This window comes from Mahella australiensis 50-1 BON (genome assembly GCF_000213255.1).
Lineage (GTDB): Bacteria > Bacillota > Clostridia > Mahellales > Mahellaceae > Mahella > Mahella australiensis.
This window is the reverse complement of the sequence record NC_015520.1, coordinates 2,132,607-2,155,400: the sequence shown is the minus strand read 5'-3', so window position 1 is coordinate 2,155,400 and position 22,794 is coordinate 2,132,607. Positions and strand designations below refer to the sequence as shown.

The 22,794-nt window shown below is 44.3% G+C and carries 19 protein-coding genes; 12 read left to right on the top strand and 7 right to left on the bottom strand.

Going from position 1 to position 22,794, the window contains the following annotated elements:
* Nucleotides 1-16 precede the first annotated feature (16 nt).
* From MAHAU_RS10080 to dmpI, 4 genes are read left to right on the top strand one after another with little or no spacing between them, the layout of a single operon-like run.
* Nucleotides 17-2,443: an alpha-mannosidase gene (locus MAHAU_RS10080; RefSeq protein WP_013781627.1), complete on the top strand. Its 2,427-nt coding sequence runs from the start codon at nt 17-19 to the stop codon at nt 2,441-2,443.
* Nucleotides 2,444-2,447: 4 nt separating this feature from the next.
* On the top strand, nt 2,448-3,413 hold the full coding sequence (locus tag MAHAU_RS10075) for an ROK family protein (RefSeq protein ID WP_013781626.1): 966 nt from the start codon (nt 2,448-2,450) through the stop codon (nt 3,411-3,413).
* Nucleotides 3,410-4,051, top strand: coding sequence for a D-sedoheptulose-7-phosphate isomerase (locus tag MAHAU_RS10070; protein WP_013781625.1), 642 nt, complete (start codon nt 3,410-3,412; stop codon nt 4,049-4,051). Before MAHAU_RS10075 ends, MAHAU_RS10070 begins: the two co-directional genes overlap by 4 nt.
* 4 nt (nt 4,052-4,055) lie before the next feature.
* Entirely contained in the window at nt 4,056-4,310 is a 255-nt protein-coding gene (gene dmpI / locus MAHAU_RS10065) for a 4-oxalocrotonate tautomerase DmpI (protein WP_245543912.1), read from the top strand.
* A gap of 49 nt (nt 4,311-4,359) precedes the next feature.
* Here dmpI and MAHAU_RS10060 read toward each other — a convergent pair whose 3' ends face one another.
* From MAHAU_RS10060 to MAHAU_RS10030, 7 genes are all read right to left on the bottom strand, one after another.
* On the bottom strand, nt 4,360-5,130 hold the full coding sequence (locus MAHAU_RS10060; RefSeq protein WP_013781623.1) for an alpha/beta hydrolase family protein: 771 nt from the start codon (nt 5,128-5,130) through the stop codon (nt 4,360-4,362).
* A gap of 1 nt (nt 5,131) precedes the next feature.
* Nucleotides 5,132-6,634: a sulfatase gene (locus MAHAU_RS10055; RefSeq protein ID WP_013781622.1), complete on the bottom strand. Its 1,503-nt coding sequence runs from the start codon at nt 6,632-6,634 to the stop codon at nt 5,132-5,134.
* The gene (locus MAHAU_RS10050) at nt 6,631-7,857 is read right to left on the bottom strand and encodes an ROK family transcriptional regulator (protein ID WP_013781621.1); all 1,227 of its coding nucleotides are present in this window, start codon (nt 7,855-7,857) and stop codon (nt 6,631-6,633) included. Before MAHAU_RS10050 ends, MAHAU_RS10055 begins: the two co-directional genes overlap by 4 nt.
* A gap of 41 nt (nt 7,858-7,898) precedes the next feature.
* Nucleotides 7,899-8,768: a carbohydrate ABC transporter permease gene (locus MAHAU_RS10045; RefSeq protein ID WP_013781620.1), complete on the bottom strand. Its 870-nt coding sequence runs from the start codon at nt 8,766-8,768 to the stop codon at nt 7,899-7,901.
* Between the two features lie 13 nt (nt 8,769-8,781).
* Nucleotides 8,782-9,690, bottom strand: coding sequence for a carbohydrate ABC transporter permease (locus MAHAU_RS10040; protein WP_013781619.1), 909 nt, complete (start codon nt 9,688-9,690; stop codon nt 8,782-8,784).
* Nucleotides 9,691-9,770: 80 nt separating this feature from the next.
* Nucleotides 9,771-11,120, bottom strand: coding sequence for an ABC transporter substrate-binding protein (locus MAHAU_RS15110; RefSeq protein WP_013781618.1), 1,350 nt, complete (start codon nt 11,118-11,120; stop codon nt 9,771-9,773).
* An 83-nt stretch (nt 11,121-11,203) separates the two neighbouring features.
* Complete coding sequence (locus tag MAHAU_RS10030; RefSeq protein WP_013781617.1) at nt 11,204-12,529, bottom strand: sulfatase family protein; 1,326 nt, start codon at nt 12,527-12,529, stop codon at nt 11,204-11,206.
* A 394-nt stretch (nt 12,530-12,923) separates the two neighbouring features.
* Here MAHAU_RS10030 and MAHAU_RS10025 point away from each other — a divergent pair, with 394 nt between their 5' ends.
* The 8 genes from MAHAU_RS10025 (at nt 12,924) to MAHAU_RS09990 (ending at nt 22,792) form a co-directional block, all read left to right on the top strand.
* Nucleotides 12,924-13,328, top strand: coding sequence for a secondary thiamine-phosphate synthase enzyme YjbQ (locus tag MAHAU_RS10025; protein WP_013781616.1), 405 nt, complete (start codon nt 12,924-12,926; stop codon nt 13,326-13,328).
* Entirely contained in the window at nt 13,318-14,793 is a 1,476-nt protein-coding gene (locus MAHAU_RS10020) for a RecQ family ATP-dependent DNA helicase (protein WP_013781615.1), read from the top strand. The genes MAHAU_RS10025 and MAHAU_RS10020 overlap by 11 nt, the downstream gene beginning before the upstream one ends.
* Nucleotides 14,794-14,982: 189 nt before the next feature.
* Nucleotides 14,983-15,561, top strand: coding sequence for a 2-oxoacid:acceptor oxidoreductase subunit gamma family protein (locus MAHAU_RS10015; RefSeq protein ID WP_013781614.1), 579 nt, complete (start codon nt 14,983-14,985; stop codon nt 15,559-15,561).
* On the top strand, nt 15,558-15,869 hold the full coding sequence (locus MAHAU_RS10010) for a 4Fe-4S binding protein (RefSeq protein WP_013781613.1): 312 nt from the start codon (nt 15,558-15,560) through the stop codon (nt 15,867-15,869). Before MAHAU_RS10015 ends, MAHAU_RS10010 begins: the two co-directional genes overlap by 4 nt.
* Before the next feature lie 19 nt (nt 15,870-15,888).
* Nucleotides 15,889-17,070, top strand: coding sequence for a 2-ketoisovalerate ferredoxin oxidoreductase subunit alpha (gene porA / locus MAHAU_RS10005; protein WP_013781612.1), 1,182 nt, complete (start codon nt 15,889-15,891; stop codon nt 17,068-17,070).
* 12 nt (nt 17,071-17,082) lie between these two features.
* A complete protein-coding gene (locus tag MAHAU_RS10000; RefSeq protein ID WP_013781611.1) occupies nt 17,083-18,018 on the top strand; it encodes a thiamine pyrophosphate-dependent enzyme in 936 nt (311 codons plus the stop codon).
* A gap of 94 nt (nt 18,019-18,112) precedes the next feature.
* A complete protein-coding gene (locus tag MAHAU_RS15105; RefSeq protein WP_013781610.1) occupies nt 18,113-20,206 on the top strand; it encodes a Sip1-related alpha-galactosidase in 2,094 nt (697 codons plus the stop codon).
* 9 nt (nt 20,207-20,215) lie between these two features.
* The gene (locus MAHAU_RS09990; protein WP_013781609.1) at nt 20,216-22,792 is read left to right on the top strand and encodes an Eco57I restriction-modification methylase domain-containing protein; all 2,577 of its coding nucleotides are present in this window, start codon (nt 20,216-20,218) and stop codon (nt 22,790-22,792) included.
* Nucleotides 22,793-22,794 lie beyond the last annotated feature (2 nt).

Sequence of the window (22,794 nt, the reverse complement as noted above, 5' to 3'; positions counted from 1 at the left end):
AATTTTGGAGGTAACTATGGAACACAGAGATATAACGGTACATATGATAGGCAATGCCCATATAGACCCTGTGTGGTTATGGCGATGGCAGGAGGGATTCCAGGCGGCGTGGTCGACATTCCGTTCCGCTTTGGACCGCATGAACGAGACGCCGGACTTTATATTCACATGCGCTCAGGCGGCTGTATACAAATGGATAGAGCAGGCCGATCCCGATATGTTTGAAGAAATAAAGCAGAGGGTGAAGGAAGGCCGCTGGCAGGTAGTGGGCGGATGGTGGATGCAGCCCGACTGCAATATACCCTCGGGGGAATCCTTTGTACGCCAGGCGCTGTATGCCCAAAGGTATTTCAAAGAAAAGCTGGGCGTTATGGCCAGTACAGGCTATAATGTGGATTCATTCGGTCATAACGCTATGCTGCCGCAGATATTAAAGAAGAGCGGTATGGATAACTATGTCTTTATGCGCCCGGGTCCTCATGAAAACCCCGGGTTACCGGATGTATTTTGGTGGCAGAGCGCCGACGGCAGCCGCGTACTTACATACCGCATACCGTTTTCCTATAACGTAGGCAGTACCCATATGGAGGAAATGGCTAAGCGGATAGCCGATATGGCTCCCGAGGGCATAAACGATATGATGGAGTTTTACGGCGTGGGCAATCACGGAGGCGGACCTACAAAAGAGAATATAGCCTTGATAAAGCGGATGACCGCCGATCCGAATATGCCTCGTGTTGTATTCAGCTCGCCCGATCAATACTTTGAAACCATCAGAGCTTACGAGCCGACATTGCCGACGGTAATCGACGACCTGCAACATCATGCCAGCGGATGCTATTCTGTAAACGCATGGGTTAAAGCCATGAACAGAAGATGCGAGCAACTATTGACGACGGCTGAGAAATTCAGCCTTATAGCCCATACCATGTTTAATACGCCGTATCCGCAGCGGGAATTAACAGAAGCATGGCACAATGTGCTGTTCAATCAGTTTCACGATACTATGGCCGGATCATCCATAAAAGAAGCTTACGAAGATGCGAGGGATTTCTTCGGAGAATCGCTCAAACTGGCCGATGAAAGCCTGAATTATGCTGTAAATTCCATTATAAGGCATATAAATACCGAAGGAGAAGGCATACCTCTCATAGCTTTTAATCCGCTTTCATGGGAAAGACATGCTCCTATAGAATTCGAGATGCAAGGGACAAAATTTGAGGATGACATACCCAAAGCAGTTATAACCGATGCCGATGGCAAAGACATACCATTGCAATTTATTAAAACATCCGCCACCGTAGGGAATGGGAGATTGCGTATAACCTTTACAGATAAGCTGCCGCCTATGGGATATAAGCTTTACAGGGTATTTTTAGGCAAAGAAGCTCAGGACTCGGAACCGGTGGCTATAACCAAGGACAACATTGAAAACCGATACTATCGTATGGAAATAGACGCAGGTACAGGCTGGATAAAGCGCTTATACGACAAAACCAATGGCAAAGAGGTGTTCAACGGACCTGCGGCTTTACCGGTTGTGATATACGATCCCAGCGATACATGGTCGCATGGCGTGTTCAGGTTCAAAGATGAGATAGGGCGCTTTACCGATGCCGAAACAAAGGTGATAGAACAAGGCCCGGTGCGTTCCAGGCTGCGCGTCAAAAGCCGCTATGGCGATTCTATATTGACACAGGATTTCATAATGTATGATGAACTGGATTATATAGAGTGCAGGGTCAAAGTGGACTGGCATGAAAAACACAAGATGCTTAAAATTAGCTTTCCAGTTAACGTCGAAGGACCGCAGGCTACGTATGAGATACCTTACGGCTATATACAACGCCCTGCAGACGGCGAGGAAGAACCGGGTCAGCAATGGATAGATGTAACCGACAGGCAGCAAGACTATGGATTGGCTATAGCGACCGACAGCCTCTACAGCTATGACATAGAGGGCAATGATATGAGGATAACGGTGCTCAGAAGCCCCGTATACGCTCAACATGACCCGCACAAACCGAATCCTGAAGAAGAATACGAATACACCGATCAAGGTGTCTATGAATTCCGCTATATACTGTACCCGCATAGAGGCAATTGGCAGCAAAGCCAGGCGGTGAAATATGCCCATGAATTAAATGCTCCTATACCATGGGTGGTTGATACCTGGCATGAAGGCACGCAGCCTGGGGTGCAGGACTTTATATCCATAGATGCTGAAAATATAGAGGCTACGGTGATGAAGTTGGGCGAGGACAAGGACGCTATAATAGTGCGGTGCTACGAAACGGCGGAGAAGGAAACCGACGCTGTGATAAAGCTGCCGGCATTTGACAGGGAATGGGCAGCGCACTTTGGAGCATGCGAGATTAAGACCTTTAAGATACCGCTAAACAGCCATGAAAAAATAATCGAAACCAACATGCTGGAGCTATAATGGAATGGGAAGATATTTCATAGGATTGGATATAGGAGGCACCAAACTCGCAGCCATACTTGGAACATCTGATGGGCGCATATTAAAAAAACTCAAATTACCATCAGAAGCCGATAAAGGGCCGGAGCAAATGTTGGACAAACTGACGGCAATGGCACAGCAACTCATGGGACCAGAAGTAGTCGCTATAGGCATAAGTTGTGGCGGCCCGCTGGACAGCCGCAAAGGTATAATTATGTCGCCGCCAAATCTGCCAGGATGGGATAATGTGCACATTGTAGATATAATGAGCCGGCGTTTCGGCGTACCGGCTTATCTGCAAAACGATGCCAATGCATGTGCTTTGGCCGAACACCGCTTCGGTGCCGGAGTGGGATGCGATAATATGGTATTTTTGACTTTCGGTACGGGTATGGGAGCAGGGCTGATACTAAACGGCCGCTTGTACAGCGGTATCACCGATACGGCAGGCGAGGTAGGCCATATAAGGTTAGCGCCGGATGGCCCCGTCGGCTATGGCAAAGCAGGCTCTTTCGAGGGTTTTTGCAGCGGCGGCGGTATAGCGAAATTAGCCGCTCAAATGATAAAAGATAGCATTAAAAACGGCAAGACCGTGGCGTTTTGTCCCACGGTTGAACAGGCGGATAGTATAACTGCGGAGGACGTCGGTAAAGCGGCTGCTGTTGGCGATCCATTAGCAACAGAGATACTGAAAATATCAGGTAAGTATCTCGGATATGGACTGTCTATTATAATAGATATATTAAATCCCGAGAGGATTATCATAGGCAGCATATTTGCTCGCTGCCGCGATATACTGCAGCCCGAGGCCGAAAAAGTAATAAAGGAAGAAGCGTTGCCTATAGCGGCTCGGCGCTGCAGCATAATGACGCCTGGCTTGGGCGAGGCCATAGGGGATTATGCCAGCCTGTCGATAGCTATAGAAAATTGGAGGGAGAATGTAGTATGAAGGAGAATACCAAAAAGCATCTGGACCGCCTCATGGAACGTTACCCGTCGCTGAATGCGTGCAGGGATGATATAGAAAGAGCTTTTGAACTCATAGCTGCGGATTTGGCGAGCGGCGGCAAGATTCTGGTATGCGGCAATGGCGGCAGTGCGGCCGATGCTCAACATATAGTGGGAGAATTGATGAAAGGCTTCCTAAAGAGCCGCCCTCTGCCCGATGATGTAAAGCGTTCTATAGAGGATGCCGATGGAGAAAGGGGGCGTTATATAGCCTCCAAACTTCAAGGAGCTCTGCCGGCCATAGCACTGGTTGGACAGGACGCGTTTTTTACTGCTTTTGCCAACGATGTGGACGCTTCATTAGTGTTTGCACAGCAGGTTTATGCCCTGGGCAATAAATATGACGTGCTGATAGGCATAAGCACATCGGGCAATTCCGCAAATGTGATAGATGCATTATATGTAGCTAAGGCAGTGGGAGTGGATACTGTGGGCCTGACCGGTAGAAGCGGCGGTAAAATGGACGGTATATGCGACATAACCATAAAAGTGCCTGCGAATGATACGCCGGACGTGCAGGAGTTTCATATGCCGGTATACCACACATTGTGCGCTATGCTGGAGGAAGAGCTTATATGAATGGGTGAAATACCGCAGTTATGATGTTATAATAAACTTTGGCGGGAATGAACGAAAGGAGATGATACATATGCCGTTTATCCAATTCGATGGCCCTCAGATGAGCAAAGAGAAAAAAGCTGAATTGGTGGCCAAGCTGACCCAGACGGCCCACGAGGTGCTGGGTATACCCGAGCAGGCCTTCAGCATAATCATACGCGAGAATAGCATGGATAACATAGGCGCCGGTGGCAAACTGCTGTCTGAAACACACAAATAATAGCTTTTATACGGAACAGGCTGACGAATATTCGTCAGCCTGTTGATGTTTAGAGATATGTTTCAAACCATTGCGCCATGTCTTGAACCATATTAAAATTAACTGCATGCCCCACGTCCGGATACTCTATCATTTGAATGGCTTCAGCGTCATAATAAATAGGTTTCATAAAATTATAGAATTTCCTTACGTTTTCTATATCAATTAAAGGATCTGCCGTACCATTCAAAATAAGAAGAGGTAAGCCGTTTATATCTTGATAGTGTTTAGCAGGCTGAATAGCTTCCGCAATCTTCAATATTTCTTTCGCTTTACTATCGTCATCGTGTAGGTCAATGCCAGCCATTTTAAATAAGGCTTCTTTACTGGATGAATCAAGAGCTGCTGATATATCTGGTGTGCTTATAAGCGAAACCGCTGCTTTTACCTTGCGATCTTTCTTTACAATATAGGAATATGTGATAATACCTCCCATGGAGACTCCGGCAAGGCCAACGCGTGTCGTATCCACTCTATCGTCATCTGTATAGTTGTCTATAAGCGTATTAATGTCGTCAGCGGTTATGGCGATAGCATTCATCAGTATGGACAAGGGTTCTTTGAGTGCATCGGTTTTCCTTTCTCCATGGCCGTAAGCATCAGGAGCTATAACAAAAAAGCCGCTTTGTGCTAGAAAATACGCTGGGAAAAGCATATTTTCCTTTCTGGCACTCCAGCCATGGATGATTATAACCATAGGCTTGTTATTTCTTCTGTCATCGGTCGATATTTCCAGAAAGGTAATATCGTTTCTTTTACCGGGATTTATTGTAACTTTCATGTTATCTATCTCCAATCCTTGTATCGGTATATTGTAGTAATCCCAATCGCTCAAACTGTTCTGTCGGCGCATCGTTGGCTTTCATCAATTCAATAATATGCTCTATCATCATTTCCTCTACATCAGGATCATTTATAGGATTCTCCTGCTTAGGATCGCTTTCCAAGTCAAACAGCATACTACTCATCGTATCTTTATCTATCTTACTCAGGTCGCGCCCCGGCACTTTTATCTTCATAGTTCTGCAGCCCTTGGTAAAGGCGAATGGTAGAGCAAGCCCTATATCCTGCAATTCTTCGGGATAAAAAGGATGCCTCATATGCGTAGGCATAAGTGTGTATTCATACAATGGTTCGTTATTTGCAGTAACAGGGGCGCGCATGTAAATATATCTGCTATCTGTACAGTTCACATGCCCACCATGTATACCAAATAACGCTGCCTCCCTTATTTTCACATCTGAAGTTATGGTATCTTTCAGTGCCATTCCTTGCATATTTTCAGGAATATTGACATTGAAGAAATCCAATAATGTGGGCGCTAAATCGATAGTTTGTACAAGAGCTTCGCGCCGCTCGCCTTTTATGCCGCATCGCGGGTCCCATATAAACAGCGGAATATGTGCTATCTCATTATAAAACGGCGGCATGGTCTTAGCCCACCAGCCGTGTTCCCCCAATAGAAAGCCATGGTCGGTATTCACTATGAGCATGGTGTCTTCCCATAAATCAAGTTCGTCCATCATATCCAGCACTTTGCCTAGATATTCGTCGCACATGCTTAGCAAGGCAGCGTATTCATAGCGACAATGCTCGACCTGTTGCTGCGTTTCTTCAACGCGTCTGTATGGCGGCCAGTCGAAGTGTGGCCCATTGTATTCATGAGGATAAAGGTCTTTGTATTTTTTTGGTGCAAGGTACGGTTCGTGCGGGTCAAATGTTTCTATTTGCAGGAACCAGTTATCCTCTGTATAATTAGTCCTAATGAATTCCAAACCGGCTGCGAAAGTTTTAGCTTGGGGCAGTTCTTCTTCCGTCGCCATATATTTACGGTTTACCCAATCCTGTCGCCACAGGTTTCCTCCGGGTCCGCCTATGGAAGGTGGGATAGATGGATCAACAACGTTTCCTTTCCACGGGTCTCCTTCCTGCCCTCGAAAAGCCTCCCACGTATTATACCGAGTATGATACGTACAGCCGCCATCTTCCCAATAATGATAATGGTCGCTTACCAGATGCGTATATATTCCGTCATTCTTTAAAATCTCCGGCATGGAATCGTCAAACGGTTCAATCGGCCCCCAACTCCTGTGCAAGAAGTTGTATCTACCCGTATGAAGTTCCCTTCTGGCCGGCATACAGGGCGCACTTCCTATATAACAATTATCAAATGTTACCGTCATAGCCGCCAAACGCTCAAAATTAGGCGCTTTAACCCAATTACATCCATATGGCGGCAGCATATGACGGTTGAGTGAATCGAACATAACCATTATTGCCTTCATAATATATTTTCATGCTTCCTTTCATTTAAATATAAATTAAATACTTTTGCGGCAGCCCCGATCACGGATTCGTACATACCCAGCGAGGCTTTATCAAACTTTATATCTTTGACCGGTTCTGGGTATGTGCTTTCAATGGCCGTTGCCACGGCTATATCGTAAAAACAAGGGCACTTATCTATGGTTTCGCCGCCCAATATAACCATTTTAGGCCGCATAAGATTTATAAAGTTGGCTAGTGCCAAACCATAGGCATAAGCTGCTTTGTTTATAACATCATTGCATAGCTCGTCGCCTTCAACGAGAGCCTCGCATAACATGTCGAATGTCAGGCACGATATGTCTTGCCCGATATGTTGCGTCAAAATCGTTTGTCTTCCATTTAATATGGCCTCGGATGCATGTTTAAGCATATACGGTATTGACGAGAACGTTTCGAGGCAGCCTTTATGGCCGCAAGTACATTTTTCACCGTTAATATCTATAATCATATGTCCTAAAGCGCCTGTAATATCATCAACACCTTCTAGAAGGTAACCGTTGGTTATTATACCGCATCCGATGCCGTAAGATGTATATACAAAAACCGCATTATCAAGATTTTTAGCTGCTCCATACCAGTGTTCTGCTAATATAGACGCGCAAGCGAGGTTATCTAAAAATACCGGAAACGATATTTTCCTCTTCAACATCTCGCATATAGGCACGTTGTTCCATCTATCCGAATCGAAACTATGCGATTTCAATATTATACCGTTCTTTCTGTCAAGAGGCCCGGTAGTTGTAATGCATACCCCGAGAATTTTGTTAATAAGTTCGTTATTGAGGTGGCCGCTTATTTCACCTATAGTTTCCGCAATTTTTGTTACTACCTCTTCTGGTGTTATACCACTGCTTATATAAAAAACTTTTTTGGCAATGATTTCTGCATTCAGGTTTATAAGTGTTACCATTAATAATCCGCGTGAAATCTCTATGGCGAAAGAATAACATGCATTACCGTTTATAGAATAAAGCATAGGTTTTCTACCACCTTTGGAATCACCGGTATCGTTGACCAAAATTATATCAGATGTCAAGAGCTCTTCTACAGCTCGCGATACGGTGGTTATCGAGCAGCCTATCATATTACTTAAATCGGCTTTTGATATTGGGCCATATCTTCTTATTAATTCAAATATATTCTTGTTCGATACTTTTTTGGCATCATTGGGAAAAACCATTTGTCCTTAACCCTTCTAATTTTAATTTTATTAACAATATTTTAGGCTTTAAGACCACTGGTTACAATACCTTCTACGAAATATTTCTGCAAGAGTAGAAATACAATAAATACTGGAAGTATAACAAGTGTCGTAGCCGCCATAAGGAGATTCCACTCAGTATAAGTTTCTTGCCTGAAAAGCGATAACGCTAATTGCACTGTTCTGAGTTCTTCCTTTTGAATAATTATAAGGGGCCAGGTATAATCGTTCCATGTCGATGTTGTTTTTAAAGCTATCAGTGTGGCTATTATAGGTTTACTGTTTGGCAGATATATACGGAAGAATGTTTGTATCCTGTTTAATCCATCTATCTTGGCGGCATCGTCTAAGGACGAGGGGAAATTGAGATAGTATTGTCTAAAAAGGAATACACCAAAAGCCCCCGCGATATAAGGAGCAATTATACCCATATACGAATTAATCCATCCGATGCCTCCCTGACCGAGGATATTGTTGCCGCCCGCTAACGGTACATGTTTCATAATTATGAATATAGGCACCATGGATACTTGAGGCGGAACCATCATTCCTATAAGCGACAGCGCAAATAAAATGTCTCTACCCTTAAAATTCAATCTGGCAAACGCATACCCGGCAGTAGAGTTAAATAGCAGGCTTATAATTACAGCAGCGACTGTTATCACGGATGAATTATAGAAATAGCGCGGCCAATCCCCACGCCCCATGGCTTCTTTATAGTTAGAAAACATAATTTTATCGGGCAGAAGTGACAGAGGATTTTCATATACCTCAGCCATGCTCTTAAATGATGTCGACAACATCAATACAAATGGGAATAACATTATAAATGATAAAATTATCATTGTTATTGTAAAAACATATTTTGAACTCTTTTTGCTACCTATCATTAATTAATACCTCTCAATCCAATTCCAGATCGGTACCTTGGCTGCCGTATTTAAGGTTTATCAGCGTTATGGCAGATACCACGATGAGCAGTATAACGCTCAATGCGGCCGAATATCCCATAAGGTAATCATTAAAAGCCCTTATATATATCTGATGCATTATTGTAGTAGTAGAGTTCATGGGCCCCCCTCCTGTCATTACATTTACCTGCTCGAATACATTGAAGTTTTGTATCATGCCTGTAACGAAGATAAAGAACGTTATAGGACGCAGCATGGGCACCGTTATATGTCGAAACTTTTGAATGCTGCCGGCTCCGTCTATTGTGGCCGCCTCATATAATTGCGATGGTATACCCTGCAAGCCGGCCAAATATATTATCATATAATAACCGGTTGTCTTCCATATGCTCATTGCTATTATACTGCCAAGAGCCGTATTAGGGTCATAAAGCCATTGTCTTCCTTGTATGCCGAATAATTTAAGCAGGTTGTTCAAATAACCGTTCATGGGATCATATATCCATATCCATATCATTGATACGGCTACCATAGATACTGCGTGCGGTAGAAATAAGGTGGTTCTGTAAATAGATATACCCTTTATTTTACTGTTCATCAGATTAGCCAACAACATGCTCAAAACCATAGTTATCGGCAGATTGAACAATGTATAAACAATGGTGTTTCTGAATGATATACGGGCTATGTCATCGGTAAAAATATTGATGTAATTATCGAACCCTATAAACCTTCCGGATGTAAAATTATAATTGGTAAAACTAAGGAAAATATTAATTATTATAGGTACCAATACAAATATCAACATAAATACATAAAACGGCGCTATCATTATATACCCTGCCAAATTATCGTTGCCGAGCGTATGTTTTTTGTTGTTTGATTTTATAACATCGTTCATTTATTTATACTCCTTCTTTTTTTTATAGGCTTTATCAGGGGGGTTATACTCCTGATAAAGCTCAAAGGAATCGCCTTATTTCACTTGATAAGCCCGTTCTTTCTAAGATCGTCTACTGCGGCTTTCTGTGCATCTTTCAGAGCCTGTTCCGGCGTTTTATTATTCGATATGGCTTCTTGGTAGGCTTGCTCAGCGTATCGGTTAACTATTGATGTCCAAGGCGTAATAGCTTCGCCATGTCCATATTCCACATATTCGAGCAAGGCTTTACCGTTTAGTTGCTGATTGTTCAAATCAGAAACGAAATCATTCTGAAGAGATTTCCTTACAACAGGCACAAAATATTCTTTATAATTTTTCCATAACCACTCCTTGCCCATCATAAATTCTATCAGTTTCCAAGCCTCATCTTTATGCTTCGAATCGTTGCCTATAGTATAGTATCTATACCCGTTGAATGCGCTTTTTTTATCGCCGGAGTATCCGACAAGTGGGGGCACGATATCTATTTTGCCTCGTAGATCCGGTTTCTCTTTGAACAAATTATTAAGCCAGGTGATATTCATAGCCGATATCGCACTCTTACCCTGTATAAAAGGTACTTCTTCAAGTTTATTATAACTGTATGGAAACCCTCCTATGGTATTGTACATATCAACTGCGAACTTCAGCGCCTCAATAGCTTTTGGATCGTCTAATGCCGGGTACTGTTTCTCTTCGTCTATATACAAACCTCCGTTTTGTCTTACCATAGTTTGAAGAAACGTTCCGCTTTGAATAGGGATATCCCAACCGGCACGCACCAGCTTTCCGCTTGCGTCTTTTTTTGTTAACTTAATTGCATATTCCTTTAATTCATTCCAGTTTGTCGGCGGTTTATTTGGGTCCAATCCGGCCTCTTCAAAGTAATCCTTTCTGTACACCATTAGCATTGGAGCAGGGAAGAAACCCAGCCCCAGCAACTTTCCTTCATACTTGCCGCTATTGTATGCGCTATCCAATATATCGTCTTTGTCAGCCCATTTGCTTACATAATCGTCTAAAGGTGCAAATTCTCCTTTGGATCCTCTGGTCCCTATAAAAAGCAGATAAGCTACAAAAACGTCGGGATATGTTCCGCTAAGTTTGGCTGCGTTCAATTTGGTATCAATTTCAGTATTTATAGAAGGAAGCATTGTTGTTTCCACTTTTATATTAGGGTTCTGTTTCTCGAATTCAGCCACCGCTTCTTTATAGAATTGTTCATTTTGTTCATTAGGCGCCCAAAATGTAATAGTTACAGGTTCTTTGTTATTATCCGTTCCTGTAGAGCTACCCGCATTGACGTCATCAGCCTTATCATCACTGCTTGTGCCGGAACTGCCGCAACCCGCTAACAGGCCTATAAGCATAGAAACGCACAGCATAAATACCAATATCTTCTTCACCATCGATATTTCCTCCTTGTTTTCAATTTAAATTCTTGCTTAAATAAGCATGCCCGTTTGTCTGTCGAAACGTTATATGCCTGTATTTATATTAGATCACTTACCGCTTTTGCTCGAATTATCTTTGGTTCCTGTTCTCCTGTTAAAAGCATTTGTCTTTTTAATGCTTTTGCCAGGGCATCGCATACAGAACGATATGCCTCATTGCCTATCAAATTGTTTTGCTCATAAGGATCATTTTCCAGGTCGTATAGATATTGCTCAACGTATATATCGCTGCCAATATCATTCCAACCGTCCTTATCCGGCGCATAGATACAATACTTCCATTTATTAGTACGTATTGCTCTGCCAACCTGCGACTCGCTGATCTGAACGAATACCTCGCTACGCCAATTTACATCACCTCCTCTTAAGAGCGGTATGAGCGATCTTCCATGCATGTTCCGAGGAACATATATGCCCGCTGCTTCAAGCAGCGTGGGTGCGATATCCACGAGGCTTACCAGTTCTTCTACTGCGACGCTTTCTTTAATGTCGGGGACATGCATAATCATAGGTATCCTTATGCTGGCCTCATGACATGATCTCTTGTATTCACTGTTCCTTGTTCGGAAATGGCTGCCGTGATCACTGGTGAAGATTAGTATAGTGTTGTCGTATATGTCGAGTTCTTTAAGTTGTTCTATGATACGTCCTAAATTTTCGTCTATTCTCTTACAAATTCCATAATAATCGGGTAAATTCTCTTTCCAATCGCCATCCTTATCTATCAGATCCATCGGCACAGGCGCATTTCTATACCTTTCCGCATAACCTTCGGGTGCAACGTATCTGTTCATATCATTTTGGTGATGTGGCTCAAGATAAGATACAAATAATAAAAACGGTTTATCGTTACTACGTGCTTTCAAATATTCTATAGCGAAATCGGTAACTGCATCCACACGATACTTATTGAATTCAACCGGATTATCGAATTTATCAAAAAGCTTACCTTCATATGGATGAGATGTAAATTCAAGAAGATCTGCAGCTATCCAATAATCATCGTAACCACCGCGCTTTTCTTTCGGGACCGGTTTATCCCATGTGCCACCAAGATGCCATTTGCCGACATAGGCGGTTTCATAACCATTGGACCTTAAATAGTGTGCTATGGTTTTTTCGTTGTCAGGCAGGGCTATATGATTTCTGAAACAGCCTGTAGCAGTTGCATACCGACCGGTTTGAAGGCTGGCACGTGCCGGACCGCACACTGGTTGACACGTAAATGCATTTTTAAATGTTATTCCTTGTTTGGCCACGGCGTCCAGATTTGGTGTAAGATCCAATGTATTGCCATAGCATCCCACTGTATCCCAACGTTGCTGATCGGTAAATACGATAACTATATTTGGTTTTTCATTCATAAACTCATCTCTCCTTATTATTGTGCACATTAGCTATTTAACTAAACTTTATAAACTTTTGATTAAAAGTATGATTAAAAGTTTATGTGTTATATATTCGGCATTAATTTTAAAAATCCTTCTTTTCTAAAAAATATATTAATCATTCATATAGCCAGAAAATAAATACGTTCTATAAGGGCGCATGTAATTTTTTTGAAGCAAATTATGGTAAATATAATACAGAATGCACCGCGGAAGCGACGGCTTCATGACATTGCGTAGCGGGTTGCTTCTGGAATATTATGTATCAATAAAATTACATGCGCCCGTTCTATAATTGCTGTTTGCAATAAAATATATCGGAGGGTATAATAAGCTTATAGACGAGAGCTTATCATTTGGAGGGAAAAATATGTTTATGGAGAAGTTGGATGTTGTTACCACGCAACGGCAGCAATTTATAGATATTACAAACGAGATCCAGACTCTGGTAGACCGTTCCGATATAACCAATGGCATATGCATGATATATGTACCGCATACTACGGCCGGCGTTACCATCAATGAGAATGCCGATCCGGACGTGATGGCCGATGTGGCTGAATACCTCAATAAAGCTGTGCCTAGATACGGACATTATGCTCATGTTGAAGGCAATTCCGATGCCCATATAAAATCAAGTTTCTTCGGTTGTTCCCAAATAGTGCCGATTGTTGACGGCAAGCTTAAGCTGGGGCGCTGGCAAGCCGTTTATTTCTGCGAATTCGATGGTCCGCGCCCAAGGCAGGTGTTGGTGACGGTGATTCATGGCCGTTGAAACCGACAATCTCTTAATTTACCTCAAACGATATTTCGGTTATGATGCGTTTATCGGTCAGCAGGAGGCCGTTATACGCTCCGTATTGAGCGGCAACGATACATTGGCGGTGATGCCTACCGGCAGCGGTAAATCGCTGTGCTATCAACTGCCTGCATTGATTTTGCCGGGTACGGCCATAGTAGTATCGCCATTGATAGCGCTTATGAAAGACCAGGTGGATTTTTTAAGGCACAACGGTATACCGGCTGCTTTTATAAATAGCACGTTGACGATAGCTCAACAACAGGAATGCATGAGACGTCTGCAAAAGGGGCGCTATAAGTTGATATATGTGGCGCCGGAGAGATTTCGCAGCCAGAGCTTTTTAGATGGTTTAAAAGAAGTACATATATCATTGTTTGCGGTAGACGAGGCGCATTGCATATCTCAGTGGGGGCATGATTTTAGGCCGGATTACCTGCGACTGGCTCAGGCCATAGAATATACTGGACGGCCGCCGGTTATAGCTACTACCGCCACCGCAACGTCGTACGTCAGGGATGATATCATACAGCAATTAAAGCTTGTGCGTCCTAGATGTTTTGTAACGGGATTTGAACGTCCCAATCTTCGTTTTATAGTAAAGGCAGTATCATCTGAGAGCCAAAGAGAGGCTTTTATTTTAGATACGATAGGTCAACTTAGATTTCCGGGCATAATATACACAGCTACGCGAAAGGCGACCGAAATGCTGGCTACAAGGTTGAATCGCGCCGGCATTATTGCGGCCCCTTATCATGCCGGCCTAAGCGACCAACAGCGCATACGCGTGCAGGATGATTTCATGCAGGGGCGTTTGCCTGTCATATTGGCCACCAATGCCTTCGGCATGGGCGTGGACAAGCCCGATGTGGGTTTTGTGCTGCACTATAATATGCCAGCCAGTCTGGAAGCCTATTATCAGGAAGCTGGCAGAGCGGGACGGGATGGACAACCAGCATGCTGCATATTGCTTTATAAACCGTCGGATAAACATTTACAGGAGTTTATGATAAATAATAATTATCCAAATCTAAAGGCTGTACGGGCTGTCTACAATTCACTTTGTCGTTCAGGCAGTGATGTTGTAACACTAGGGATAAAAGAAACAGCAGCGTCGTTGTCCGACGGCATATCGGTCTCGGCAGTAAATGTAGCTTTGGAGGCGTTGGAACGCGCCGGAGCTATAAAGCGTTTGCCGGTTAAAGGTACTTGGCAAAGGGCGTACAGGTTGCTTGACAGAAGCAAATCCTTTGAATATTGGCCTGTGGACATATCGGCGTATAACAAGCAACGCCGATATGATATGGAACGATTGGAAAGCATAGTGAACTACTGCAAAACATACACTTGTCGTCGGAATTACATATTGAATTACTTTGGAGAGAAACCGATTTCTTCTAGATGCGGCAAATGCGATCGTTGCGATGGCATTGAGTTTTGAATTTTGCGACTTTTAGCCTTTCCTTGACATGACTTGTACGCTGCTGCTATAATATGAAAGGTTAAGGCTATATAGGAGCTGATGCTAAAATGAGATCTTTGACCTATAAAAATTGCGTTGTTAAAACTAATAGTTTATAAATATATAAGGGAGGTGTGGACCTGGTTTAATTACAAACCAGGACATCATATGGGAAAGATGATAGAGATCCGTTGGCATGGCCGTGGAGGCCAAGGTGCAAAGACGGCTTCGTTGCTTTTAGCCGAGGCGCTCTTCAACACCGGTAAATATATTCAGGGCTTCCCCGAATATGGTCCCGAACGTTCCGGCGCACCGCTCACAGCTTATAACAGGATAAGCGATGAGCCTATAAGGGTGCATTCCAATATCTATGAACCCGATTATGTGGTAGTAGTGGACGAAACACTTCTTGCATCGGTGGATGTTACAGCCGGTCTAAAAGAAACAGGTGGTATAGTCGTAAATACCCCTAAGTCGCCCGAGGAAATAAGGCATTATCTAAAGGATTACAAAGGTAAAGTGGGTACAGTCGATGCCAAGAAGATATCCGAAGAAGAGTTGGGTAGGTATTTTCCCAACGTTCCGATGTTGGGAGCTATAATGGCTATGACTGGTTTAGTCGAGAAGGAACAGTTTATAAAAAGTATGGAAGAGTCATTCCATCATAAATTCGCCACCAAGCCCGAGGTTATAGATGGCAATGTGCGGGCTTTGAAGAGGGCGATGGAGGAGGTAAGAATATCATGAACGAAGTAAAAAAAATAGAAGAAATTAATGAGGATATAAGCTGGCGCGACATAACGCCGGGAGGCGTGGCACCGTGGGCAGGAGGTGCAGAAACCTTCACCACTGGGGATTGGCGTACCATGCGCCCTGTGTTGATCGAGGATAAATGCACCGGTTGTCTTTTGTGTTGGCCGACTTGTCCAGATACGTCGATAATACCAACTGATGATGGTAAAATCAAATATGACTATGATCACTGCAAGGGCTGCGGCGTATGTGTGGAGGTATGCCCGTTCGATGCAATAGATTTTGTAGAGGATATATCTTAAAATAGAGAGGAGTTGCAATATGGCCATAAGAGAAAGATTAAGTGGCAATGAGGCAGTAGCCTTTGCCATGAGACAGATAGATCCAGATGTAGTGGCGGCATTTCCTATAACGCCGTCTACGGAGGTACCACAATACTTTTCCCAATTTGTAGCTAACGGTCAGGTTCATACGGAATTCGTCGCTGTAGAGAGCGAGCACAGCGCCATGAGCGCCTGCATAGGTGCCGAGGCTGCCGGAGCGCGTACCATGACGGCTACATCGTCCCAGGGTTTGGCTCTGATGTGGGAGATGCTTTACATAGCAGCATCCATGCGCTTACCCATCGTTATGACAGCGGTTAACAGAGCATTGTCCGCGCCCATAAACATTCACAATGATCACAGCGATGCTATGGGTGCCAGGGATTCCGGATGGATACAGATATATAATGAAACCAATCAGGAGGCCTATGATAGCCTTATAATGGCTATAAGGGTAGCCGAGCATGCAGATGTGCAGCTTCCGGTTATGGTATGCTATGACGGCTTTATAACCAGCCATTCGGTGGAAAATATAATGCTGCTTGAAGATGAACTGGTTAAAAATTTCGTAGGTGAATATAAACCCAAATATTCGCTTTTGGATAAAGAACACCCGGTAAGCATGGGTATGTTCGATCTGCCGGCATTTTATTTCGAGCATAAGCGCCAACAGGCTGAGGCTATAAAAAATGCGAAACAAGTGTTGATCGACGTACAAAACGAATTCGCCAAGATTTCAGGGCGCCAGTATGGCCTGTTTGAGGAGTATAAGCTCGACGATGCCGATATAGCTATAGTGATAGCCAACTCTACGGCTGGTACAGCCAAAGATACAGTGGATATGCTGCGCGAGCAGGGCATAAAGGCCGGTTTGTTGAAGATACGCTTGTTCAGGCCTTTCCCGGCTGATGAGATAGCCAAAGCATTATCGCATGTCAAGGCAGTGGCCGTTATGGATAAAGCGGAGGGATTCTCAGCGGCAGGCGGACCTATATTCGTCGATGTGCGCAGCGCTATGTACGGCAAAGCCGACGGCGTTAAGGTTATAAATTACATCTACGGTCTGGGAGGCCGTGACGTCGGTGTTTATGATATCAAACAAGTCTACGATCACTTGCAGAAGATAGCGGATAGCGGTCAAGTAGACAATTTATATAACTATCTAGGTATAAGGGAATAGGAGGTGTAAAGTATGCCATATAATTTTAAGAAAACAGCGCAGAAGCCTGAAAGGTTTACAGGTGGACATAGAATGTGTGCTGGCTGCGGTGCTCCTGTGGTAGTGCGCACTGTACTCCGCGCATTGAAGCCTGAAGACCATGCCGTTATAGCCAATGCTACAGGCTGTCTTGAGGTATCCAGCAGCATATATCCTTATTCAGCATGGAAGGATTCATATATACACAGCGCTTTTGAAAACGCTGCAGCCACGGTGTCAGGTGCGGAAGCGGCATATGTTTCACTCAAGAAACAGGGTAAAATACCATATGATACTAAATTTATAGCCTTCGGAGGAGACGGCGGTACCTACGATATAGGCTTTCAATCATTGTCAGGCGCCATGGAGCGCGGGCATGACATGGTATATGTATGCTATGATAACGAGGCCTATATGAATACCGGTATACAGCGTTCATCGTCAACGCCTAAGTTTGCCGATACCACCACATCGCCTGCAGGCTCAGTAATACCGGGTAAATTGCAGTATAAAAAGGATTTGACAAAGATAATGGCGGCCCATGGCATCCCGTATGTAGCCCAGTCAGCGCCGATGAAGAATTTTAGGGATTTGTATGAGAAATCCGAAAAGGCTATATATACACAAGGACCAGCATTCTTGAATGTATTGGCTCCGTGTCCGAGAGGTTGGAGATACGATACGCCTATAATGATGGAGCTTATAGAAATAGCAGTGGATACGTGCGTGTGGCCGCTCTATGAAGTTGTGAACGGCGAATATCACCTGAGCTATAAGCCGAAGAATAAACGCCCCGTAGAGGACTGGCTAAAGCCGCAGGGTAGGTTTAAGCACCTATTCGCGCCGCAAAACCGCCACCTTATAGACGAATTCCAGGCTTATGTGGATAAAGAATGGGACGATCTATTAAAGCTATGTGGTGAAAAATAAACTCTATATAATAACAAAGCCTGTCATCTTGTGATGGCAGGCTTTGTTTGTGATATAATAATTACATAAAGAACGTCAGGAGGCGAAATTCAGTATGTATAACATAGTATTTAACAGAGAAAACAAAGCTTTGGATGTCACTTTGGAGGGAAAGTTGGTTTTAGGAGGATTAAAGCCGCTTGTAAATGCAGACGGCTGTATATATGAATTACCGCTTAAGGAGTGCGGCTCGGATGCGGCCGAATATGGAGACGACGATATGTCGCTTAGCTTGATATTTCGTGCTTACCGCGGAGCCACGCTTTTTAGGGTGCGCGCTGATCTAAAGAAGGGCTTTTTAGAGCCTATAGGCGGTGTGAAGTTACATATAGATGCCATCGGTAATGTTGAAGGGCTCATGGCTAATTATCTGCATAAGGATTGGTGGACCAGGCCGTGGTTTGATACGGATATAGAGAAAATACCGCCGCGCACTCAATCGTTGGTATGGAAAGACGGTGCTATGTACCATCATATGCTGCCCGTATGCGACGAGATATTCAGAGCGGAATTATCCGGTGCGGATAGCGGCATGGAGATAACGCTTTCCGCATATGATGCGGGTTACAATAGCTGCGATACGCTGGCCTTTGTATTGGCATCGGATGCCGACCCGTTTAAGTTGGTTAAAACCTCGTCTTTTGCCGGACTTAAATCTCTTAGGACGCCGGGCAAAACTATAGACGAACGGCCATATCCGGATGAATTGGAATACCTCGGTTGGTGCAGTTGGGATGCTTTTTACCATGATGTAAATCATCAGGGCTTATTGGACAAGGCTCGGGAGTTCCATGATAAAGGTATACCGGTGCGCTGGTTTATAATAGACGATGGATGGTCGGAGACCGAGGATCGAAAGCTCAAGTCCTTTGATGCCGACAGCGATAAATTTCCCGAAGGCTTGGCCAGCGTTATAAGTAAGCTGAAGGAACAATATGGAGTCAACTGGGTAGGGGTGTGGCATGCTTTTACCGGATACTGGGACGGTATAGCTAAAGATGGTGCATTAGCCAAGGAGTTTAAGGAAAATATATATACAACCAAGGCCGGCAGGCTCATCCCTTATCCTGATGCAGCCAAGGGGTTCGCTTTCTGGAATGCATGGCATTCGTATCTTGCAAGCAAAGGCGTGGATTTTGTCAAGGTGGACAATCAAAGTTCGCTGATCAACTTTATTAAGTATAATATGCCTGCGGCTGGAGCGGCGAGCGGCATGCATGACGCTCTGGAGGCATCTGTGGGGCTTAATTTCGGCGGTTTAGTCATAAATTGCATGGGCATGGCACAGGAGGATTTGTGGCACAGGCGGGCATCGGCCGTATCGCGCAATAGCGATGATTTCTTGCCGCATAACGAGGGCAGCTTCAGGGAGCATGCGCTGCAGAACGCGTATAATTCATATATATACGGCAATTTTATATGGGGAGACTGGGATATGTGGTGGACATCTCATCCACAGGCTGTCAACAATGCGGTGCTTAGGGCGATAAGCGGTGGGCCTGTGTATATAAGCGATCCGGTGGACAAAACATCTGGCGATATTCTAAAGCCGCTGATGCTTTCCAATGGACGTATACTTCGCTGTAAGCGCCCAGGGGTGCCCACAGCCGATTGCCTGATGAGAGATCCATGCAGTGAACCTGTCCCGCTTAAAATATGGAACAAGGCTGGCAATGCAGGCATAATAGCAGCTTTTAATATAAATAATGACGGGTTAACGGTAAACGGCAGCATAAGAGCTTCGGATATACCGGGATTGACCATGCCCGATGTGGCCGTCTATGAGCATTTCAGTCGTTCGGCACGGGTTATAAGTCAAAAAGATGAGATTTCATTCGAACTAAAGAACGATGGCGTGGCGTTATATCAGCTAGTTCCGCTAAATGCCGGCCGCGCGATACTGGGATTAATCGATAAATATATATCATCGGCCGCTGTAAAATACGCTTCCATGACAGGAGGGGTTATGGACGTCATATTGGCCGAGGGCGGGCAATTCGGCTTTGTATCGCTTAATGAGCCTGCCGGCATATATGTCAACGGCACAGTATACGGCTATGGTAAAGACGATGTGCTGTATCTGGTTAATTGTGATGATATAAAAGGGCCGGTACACATCAAAGTATTATTTGACGAACAACAGGAGTAGACATCAAAGTTGGACGGAATACATTCTGCTGTAAAAGATATAAGACCGCTGCTGACTGCTGGATGCGATATTGATACGGTTATAGCCGTATGCACGGCTATCGCGTTGGAGCGGCGGGGGCTGATGCCCCCGCTCGCCGACGGCTTGATGGCTGGACGGATGACTTTGAGGGATATAACCGATGCTTTACCAAATCCGGTGAAGCCTCTTTTCCAAGCTTGTGATTGTAATGCTCATACCGCTTGTGTACAAAAACTTGCCCACATACTGTCGCACGCTATAAGCGAAGATGATTGGCTTAAGGATGATATAATAGCTTGGATCTACCGACATTGTGCTAATAGCGCCGATTCTAAGTCTAAAACACGGTTTTATACATATGATTGGATAGTAAAATATATAGTAGACAATACGCTGACGCCTTATTGGCGTAAGATAGGTAAGAGCGTAGAAAGTATAAAGCTGTTGGACCCATCGTGCGGCGGTGGCTCATTCTTATTATACGCGTTCGATAGATTTTATGATATGTATGTGGAAGAAGGCTGCGTGCCTGTCGGGGATATACCGCGCAGTATTTTGAACAAAAATATATACGGCGTGGATATAGACCCCAGAGCTGTGCGCATAGCGCGTTTAAACCTCTATATGAAGGCAAAGAGCATGAATGCCGACGTGGATGTGCCGACTAAGAACATTATCTGCTCGGATCACGATATGGGCAGCCTGGTGCGACATGGTATCCACGATAAGGTGGGCGGACAACTATACGATGTGGTGGTCGGCAACCCGCCTTACTTAAATAACCGCAAAATGACCGATAATTTAAGGGGGAATATTGCTCAATGGTACAGCCACAGCAAAACCGATCTTTATGCTGCCTTTATTGAACGAGGATTGGAGCTTTTAGTCCCTGAAGGCTATTTGGGTTATATTACGCCCGATACATATCTATACATAAAAAGGTTCGAAACACTGCGCAGTGTCTTACTGGACAAACTATATATAGATAAGATTGTGCATTTAGGCAATGATGTATTCGCAAATGCCAACGTAAGCGTGGCCGTGCTTATAGCACGCAATGATGCAAAAAACAGGGGAGTAAGCTGGTTTTATGATCTGCGAAGGGTTAAAGATAAGAAAGGGGCGTTATACCGCATAGATGATAGGTATGTGTATATAAGGGAGCAATGTATTTTCAAGTCATTGGACGGCGAAAGGTTCTTATATAATGTGCCGGTCAGCATATTGGAGATATTAAATAATCTGCCGGCGTTGTCGCCCTCTTACGCCGATGTCAAGCAGGGCTTGGCCACCGGATGTAACAACAGATTCGTATATATGAGGTGGGAAGTCTCACCGGACGAGGTTGGTCAGCGCTGGATACCGTATGCCAAGGGAGGAGGTTATAATAAGTATCTTGGACGGAATGATTTTGTCATCGATTGGGCGGATGATGGGAATGAGATAAGAAAATTCAAAGGTTCGGTTATCAGAAATAGAGAATATTACTTTCGCGAGGGCATAACATTCAGCTTGGTAGCATACGATAATTTCAATGCGAGGTATCTGCCTCCGGGCTGGATATTCGATGTGGGAGGCTCATGCATCTTTCCAAAAGACATCGACCTTTATTATCTCTTGGGGTTTGTGAATTCGAAGCTGGCATGCTATTTCATGACTATGCTTAATCCCACGGTCAATTTCCAGGTCGGCGATGTATGCAGGTTGCCACATAAAAAGCCTGACAGAGAGATATCGAAGAAGGTGAGCGGGATGGTAAAGGCCATTGTAGAATTAAAAAAACAATTATATAAATACGATGTGCTGTCCGAGCTATACCAAGTCGACGGCATATCCGAACAATTATCGCTGGGCAATACGGCCGATATGTATGGGCTTTGCAAGGCATTTCGAAATAAACTGCACGACTATGATTTATCCGTAGGGAAAATGGTTGATACCATAGACGAGGCTATATTTGATCTGTACGGTATAAGTTCAGCCGACCGGCGGTATATATCGGAGCAAATTGCCGGCAGGCACCGGCCTGAGCGGAAACCTGGGGATGATCAATTGGTGGCCCGATACCTTCAAACATTGGCTCGGCACGTTCTCTCCGATTGCAGCGATGGGGTAGCGGCTCTATATGATATGGCGAAAGGCGTGCATAACGCTATATATGCCAACTTCGGCGCCGAAAGCAGCGCCATAGAAGCCCAGATAAATGACATACTGGGTAAGAGCATAGAAATGTGGCTGAGGGACGATTTTGCTAATGATTATTTGAACAATACTGGTTTTGATAACAATACTGGCAAATATAAGGAGATAAAGAATCCATGGGAGCCGCTCATATGGAAGGGGCAATCGGAGGGCAGATATTTTACGGTGTTTGTATGGCGCTACAGCATATCGACGGATACCGAGCACAAAGTGAAAATGCTGTTAGAGAAGGCGATAGCCGGGCTTGAGGCCGATGCGACACCGGCTAAGACGGATGCAGAGGACTATTATGAATGGCTTGAGCGGCATGGTCTAAAATTGCGTGGAGCACCATATTGCAAAAGTTATGTGTCGAGGATATAATA

Excerpts from the sequence above, each read along its gene's own strand:
- MAHAU_RS10070 (WP_013781625.1), top strand. The coding sequence starts at position 3,410 with ATGAAGGAGAATACCAAAAAGCATCTGGACCGCCTCATGGAACGTTAC.
- MAHAU_RS10075 (WP_013781626.1), top strand. The coding sequence starts at position 2,448 with ATGGGAAGATATTTCATAGGATTGGATATAGGAGGCACCAAACTCGCA.
- MAHAU_RS10020 (WP_013781615.1), top strand. The coding sequence starts at position 13,318 with ATGGCCGTTGAAACCGACAATCTCTTAATTTACCTCAAACGATATTTC.
- MAHAU_RS10015 (WP_013781614.1), top strand. The coding sequence starts at position 14,983 with ATGGGAAAGATGATAGAGATCCGTTGGCATGGCCGTGGAGGCCAAGGT.
- MAHAU_RS10060 (WP_013781623.1), bottom strand. The coding sequence starts at position 5,130 with ATGAAAGTTACAATAAATCCCGGTAAAAGAAACGATATTACCTTTCTG.
- MAHAU_RS10050 (WP_013781621.1), bottom strand. The coding sequence starts at position 7,857 with ATGGTTTTTCCCAATGATGCCAAAAAAGTATCGAACAAGAATATATTT.
- MAHAU_RS10045 (WP_013781620.1), bottom strand. The coding sequence starts at position 8,768 with ATGATAGGTAGCAAAAAGAGTTCAAAATATGTTTTTACAATAACAATG.
- MAHAU_RS10025 (WP_013781616.1), top strand. The coding sequence starts at position 12,924 with ATGTTTATGGAGAAGTTGGATGTTGTTACCACGCAACGGCAGCAATTT.
- MAHAU_RS10080 (WP_013781627.1), top strand. The coding sequence starts at position 17 with ATGGAACACAGAGATATAACGGTACATATGATAGGCAATGCCCATATA.
- MAHAU_RS10030 (WP_013781617.1), bottom strand. The coding sequence starts at position 12,529 with ATGAATGAAAAACCAAATATAGTTATCGTATTTACCGATCAGCAACGT.
- porA (WP_013781612.1), top strand. The coding sequence starts at position 15,889 with ATGGCCATAAGAGAAAGATTAAGTGGCAATGAGGCAGTAGCCTTTGCC.
- MAHAU_RS10055 (WP_013781622.1), bottom strand. The coding sequence starts at position 6,634 with ATGAAGGCAATAATGGTTATGTTCGATTCACTCAACCGTCATATGCTG.
- MAHAU_RS15110 (WP_013781618.1), bottom strand. The coding sequence starts at position 11,120 with ATGGTGAAGAAGATATTGGTATTTATGCTGTGCGTTTCTATGCTTATA.
- MAHAU_RS10040 (WP_013781619.1), bottom strand. The coding sequence starts at position 9,690 with ATGAACGATGTTATAAAATCAAACAACAAAAAACATACGCTCGGCAAC.
- MAHAU_RS10000 (WP_013781611.1), top strand. The coding sequence starts at position 17,083 with ATGCCATATAATTTTAAGAAAACAGCGCAGAAGCCTGAAAGGTTTACA.
- MAHAU_RS10010 (WP_013781613.1), top strand. The coding sequence starts at position 15,558 with ATGAACGAAGTAAAAAAAATAGAAGAAATTAATGAGGATATAAGCTGG.
- MAHAU_RS15105 (WP_013781610.1), top strand. The coding sequence starts at position 18,113 with ATGTATAACATAGTATTTAACAGAGAAAACAAAGCTTTGGATGTCACT.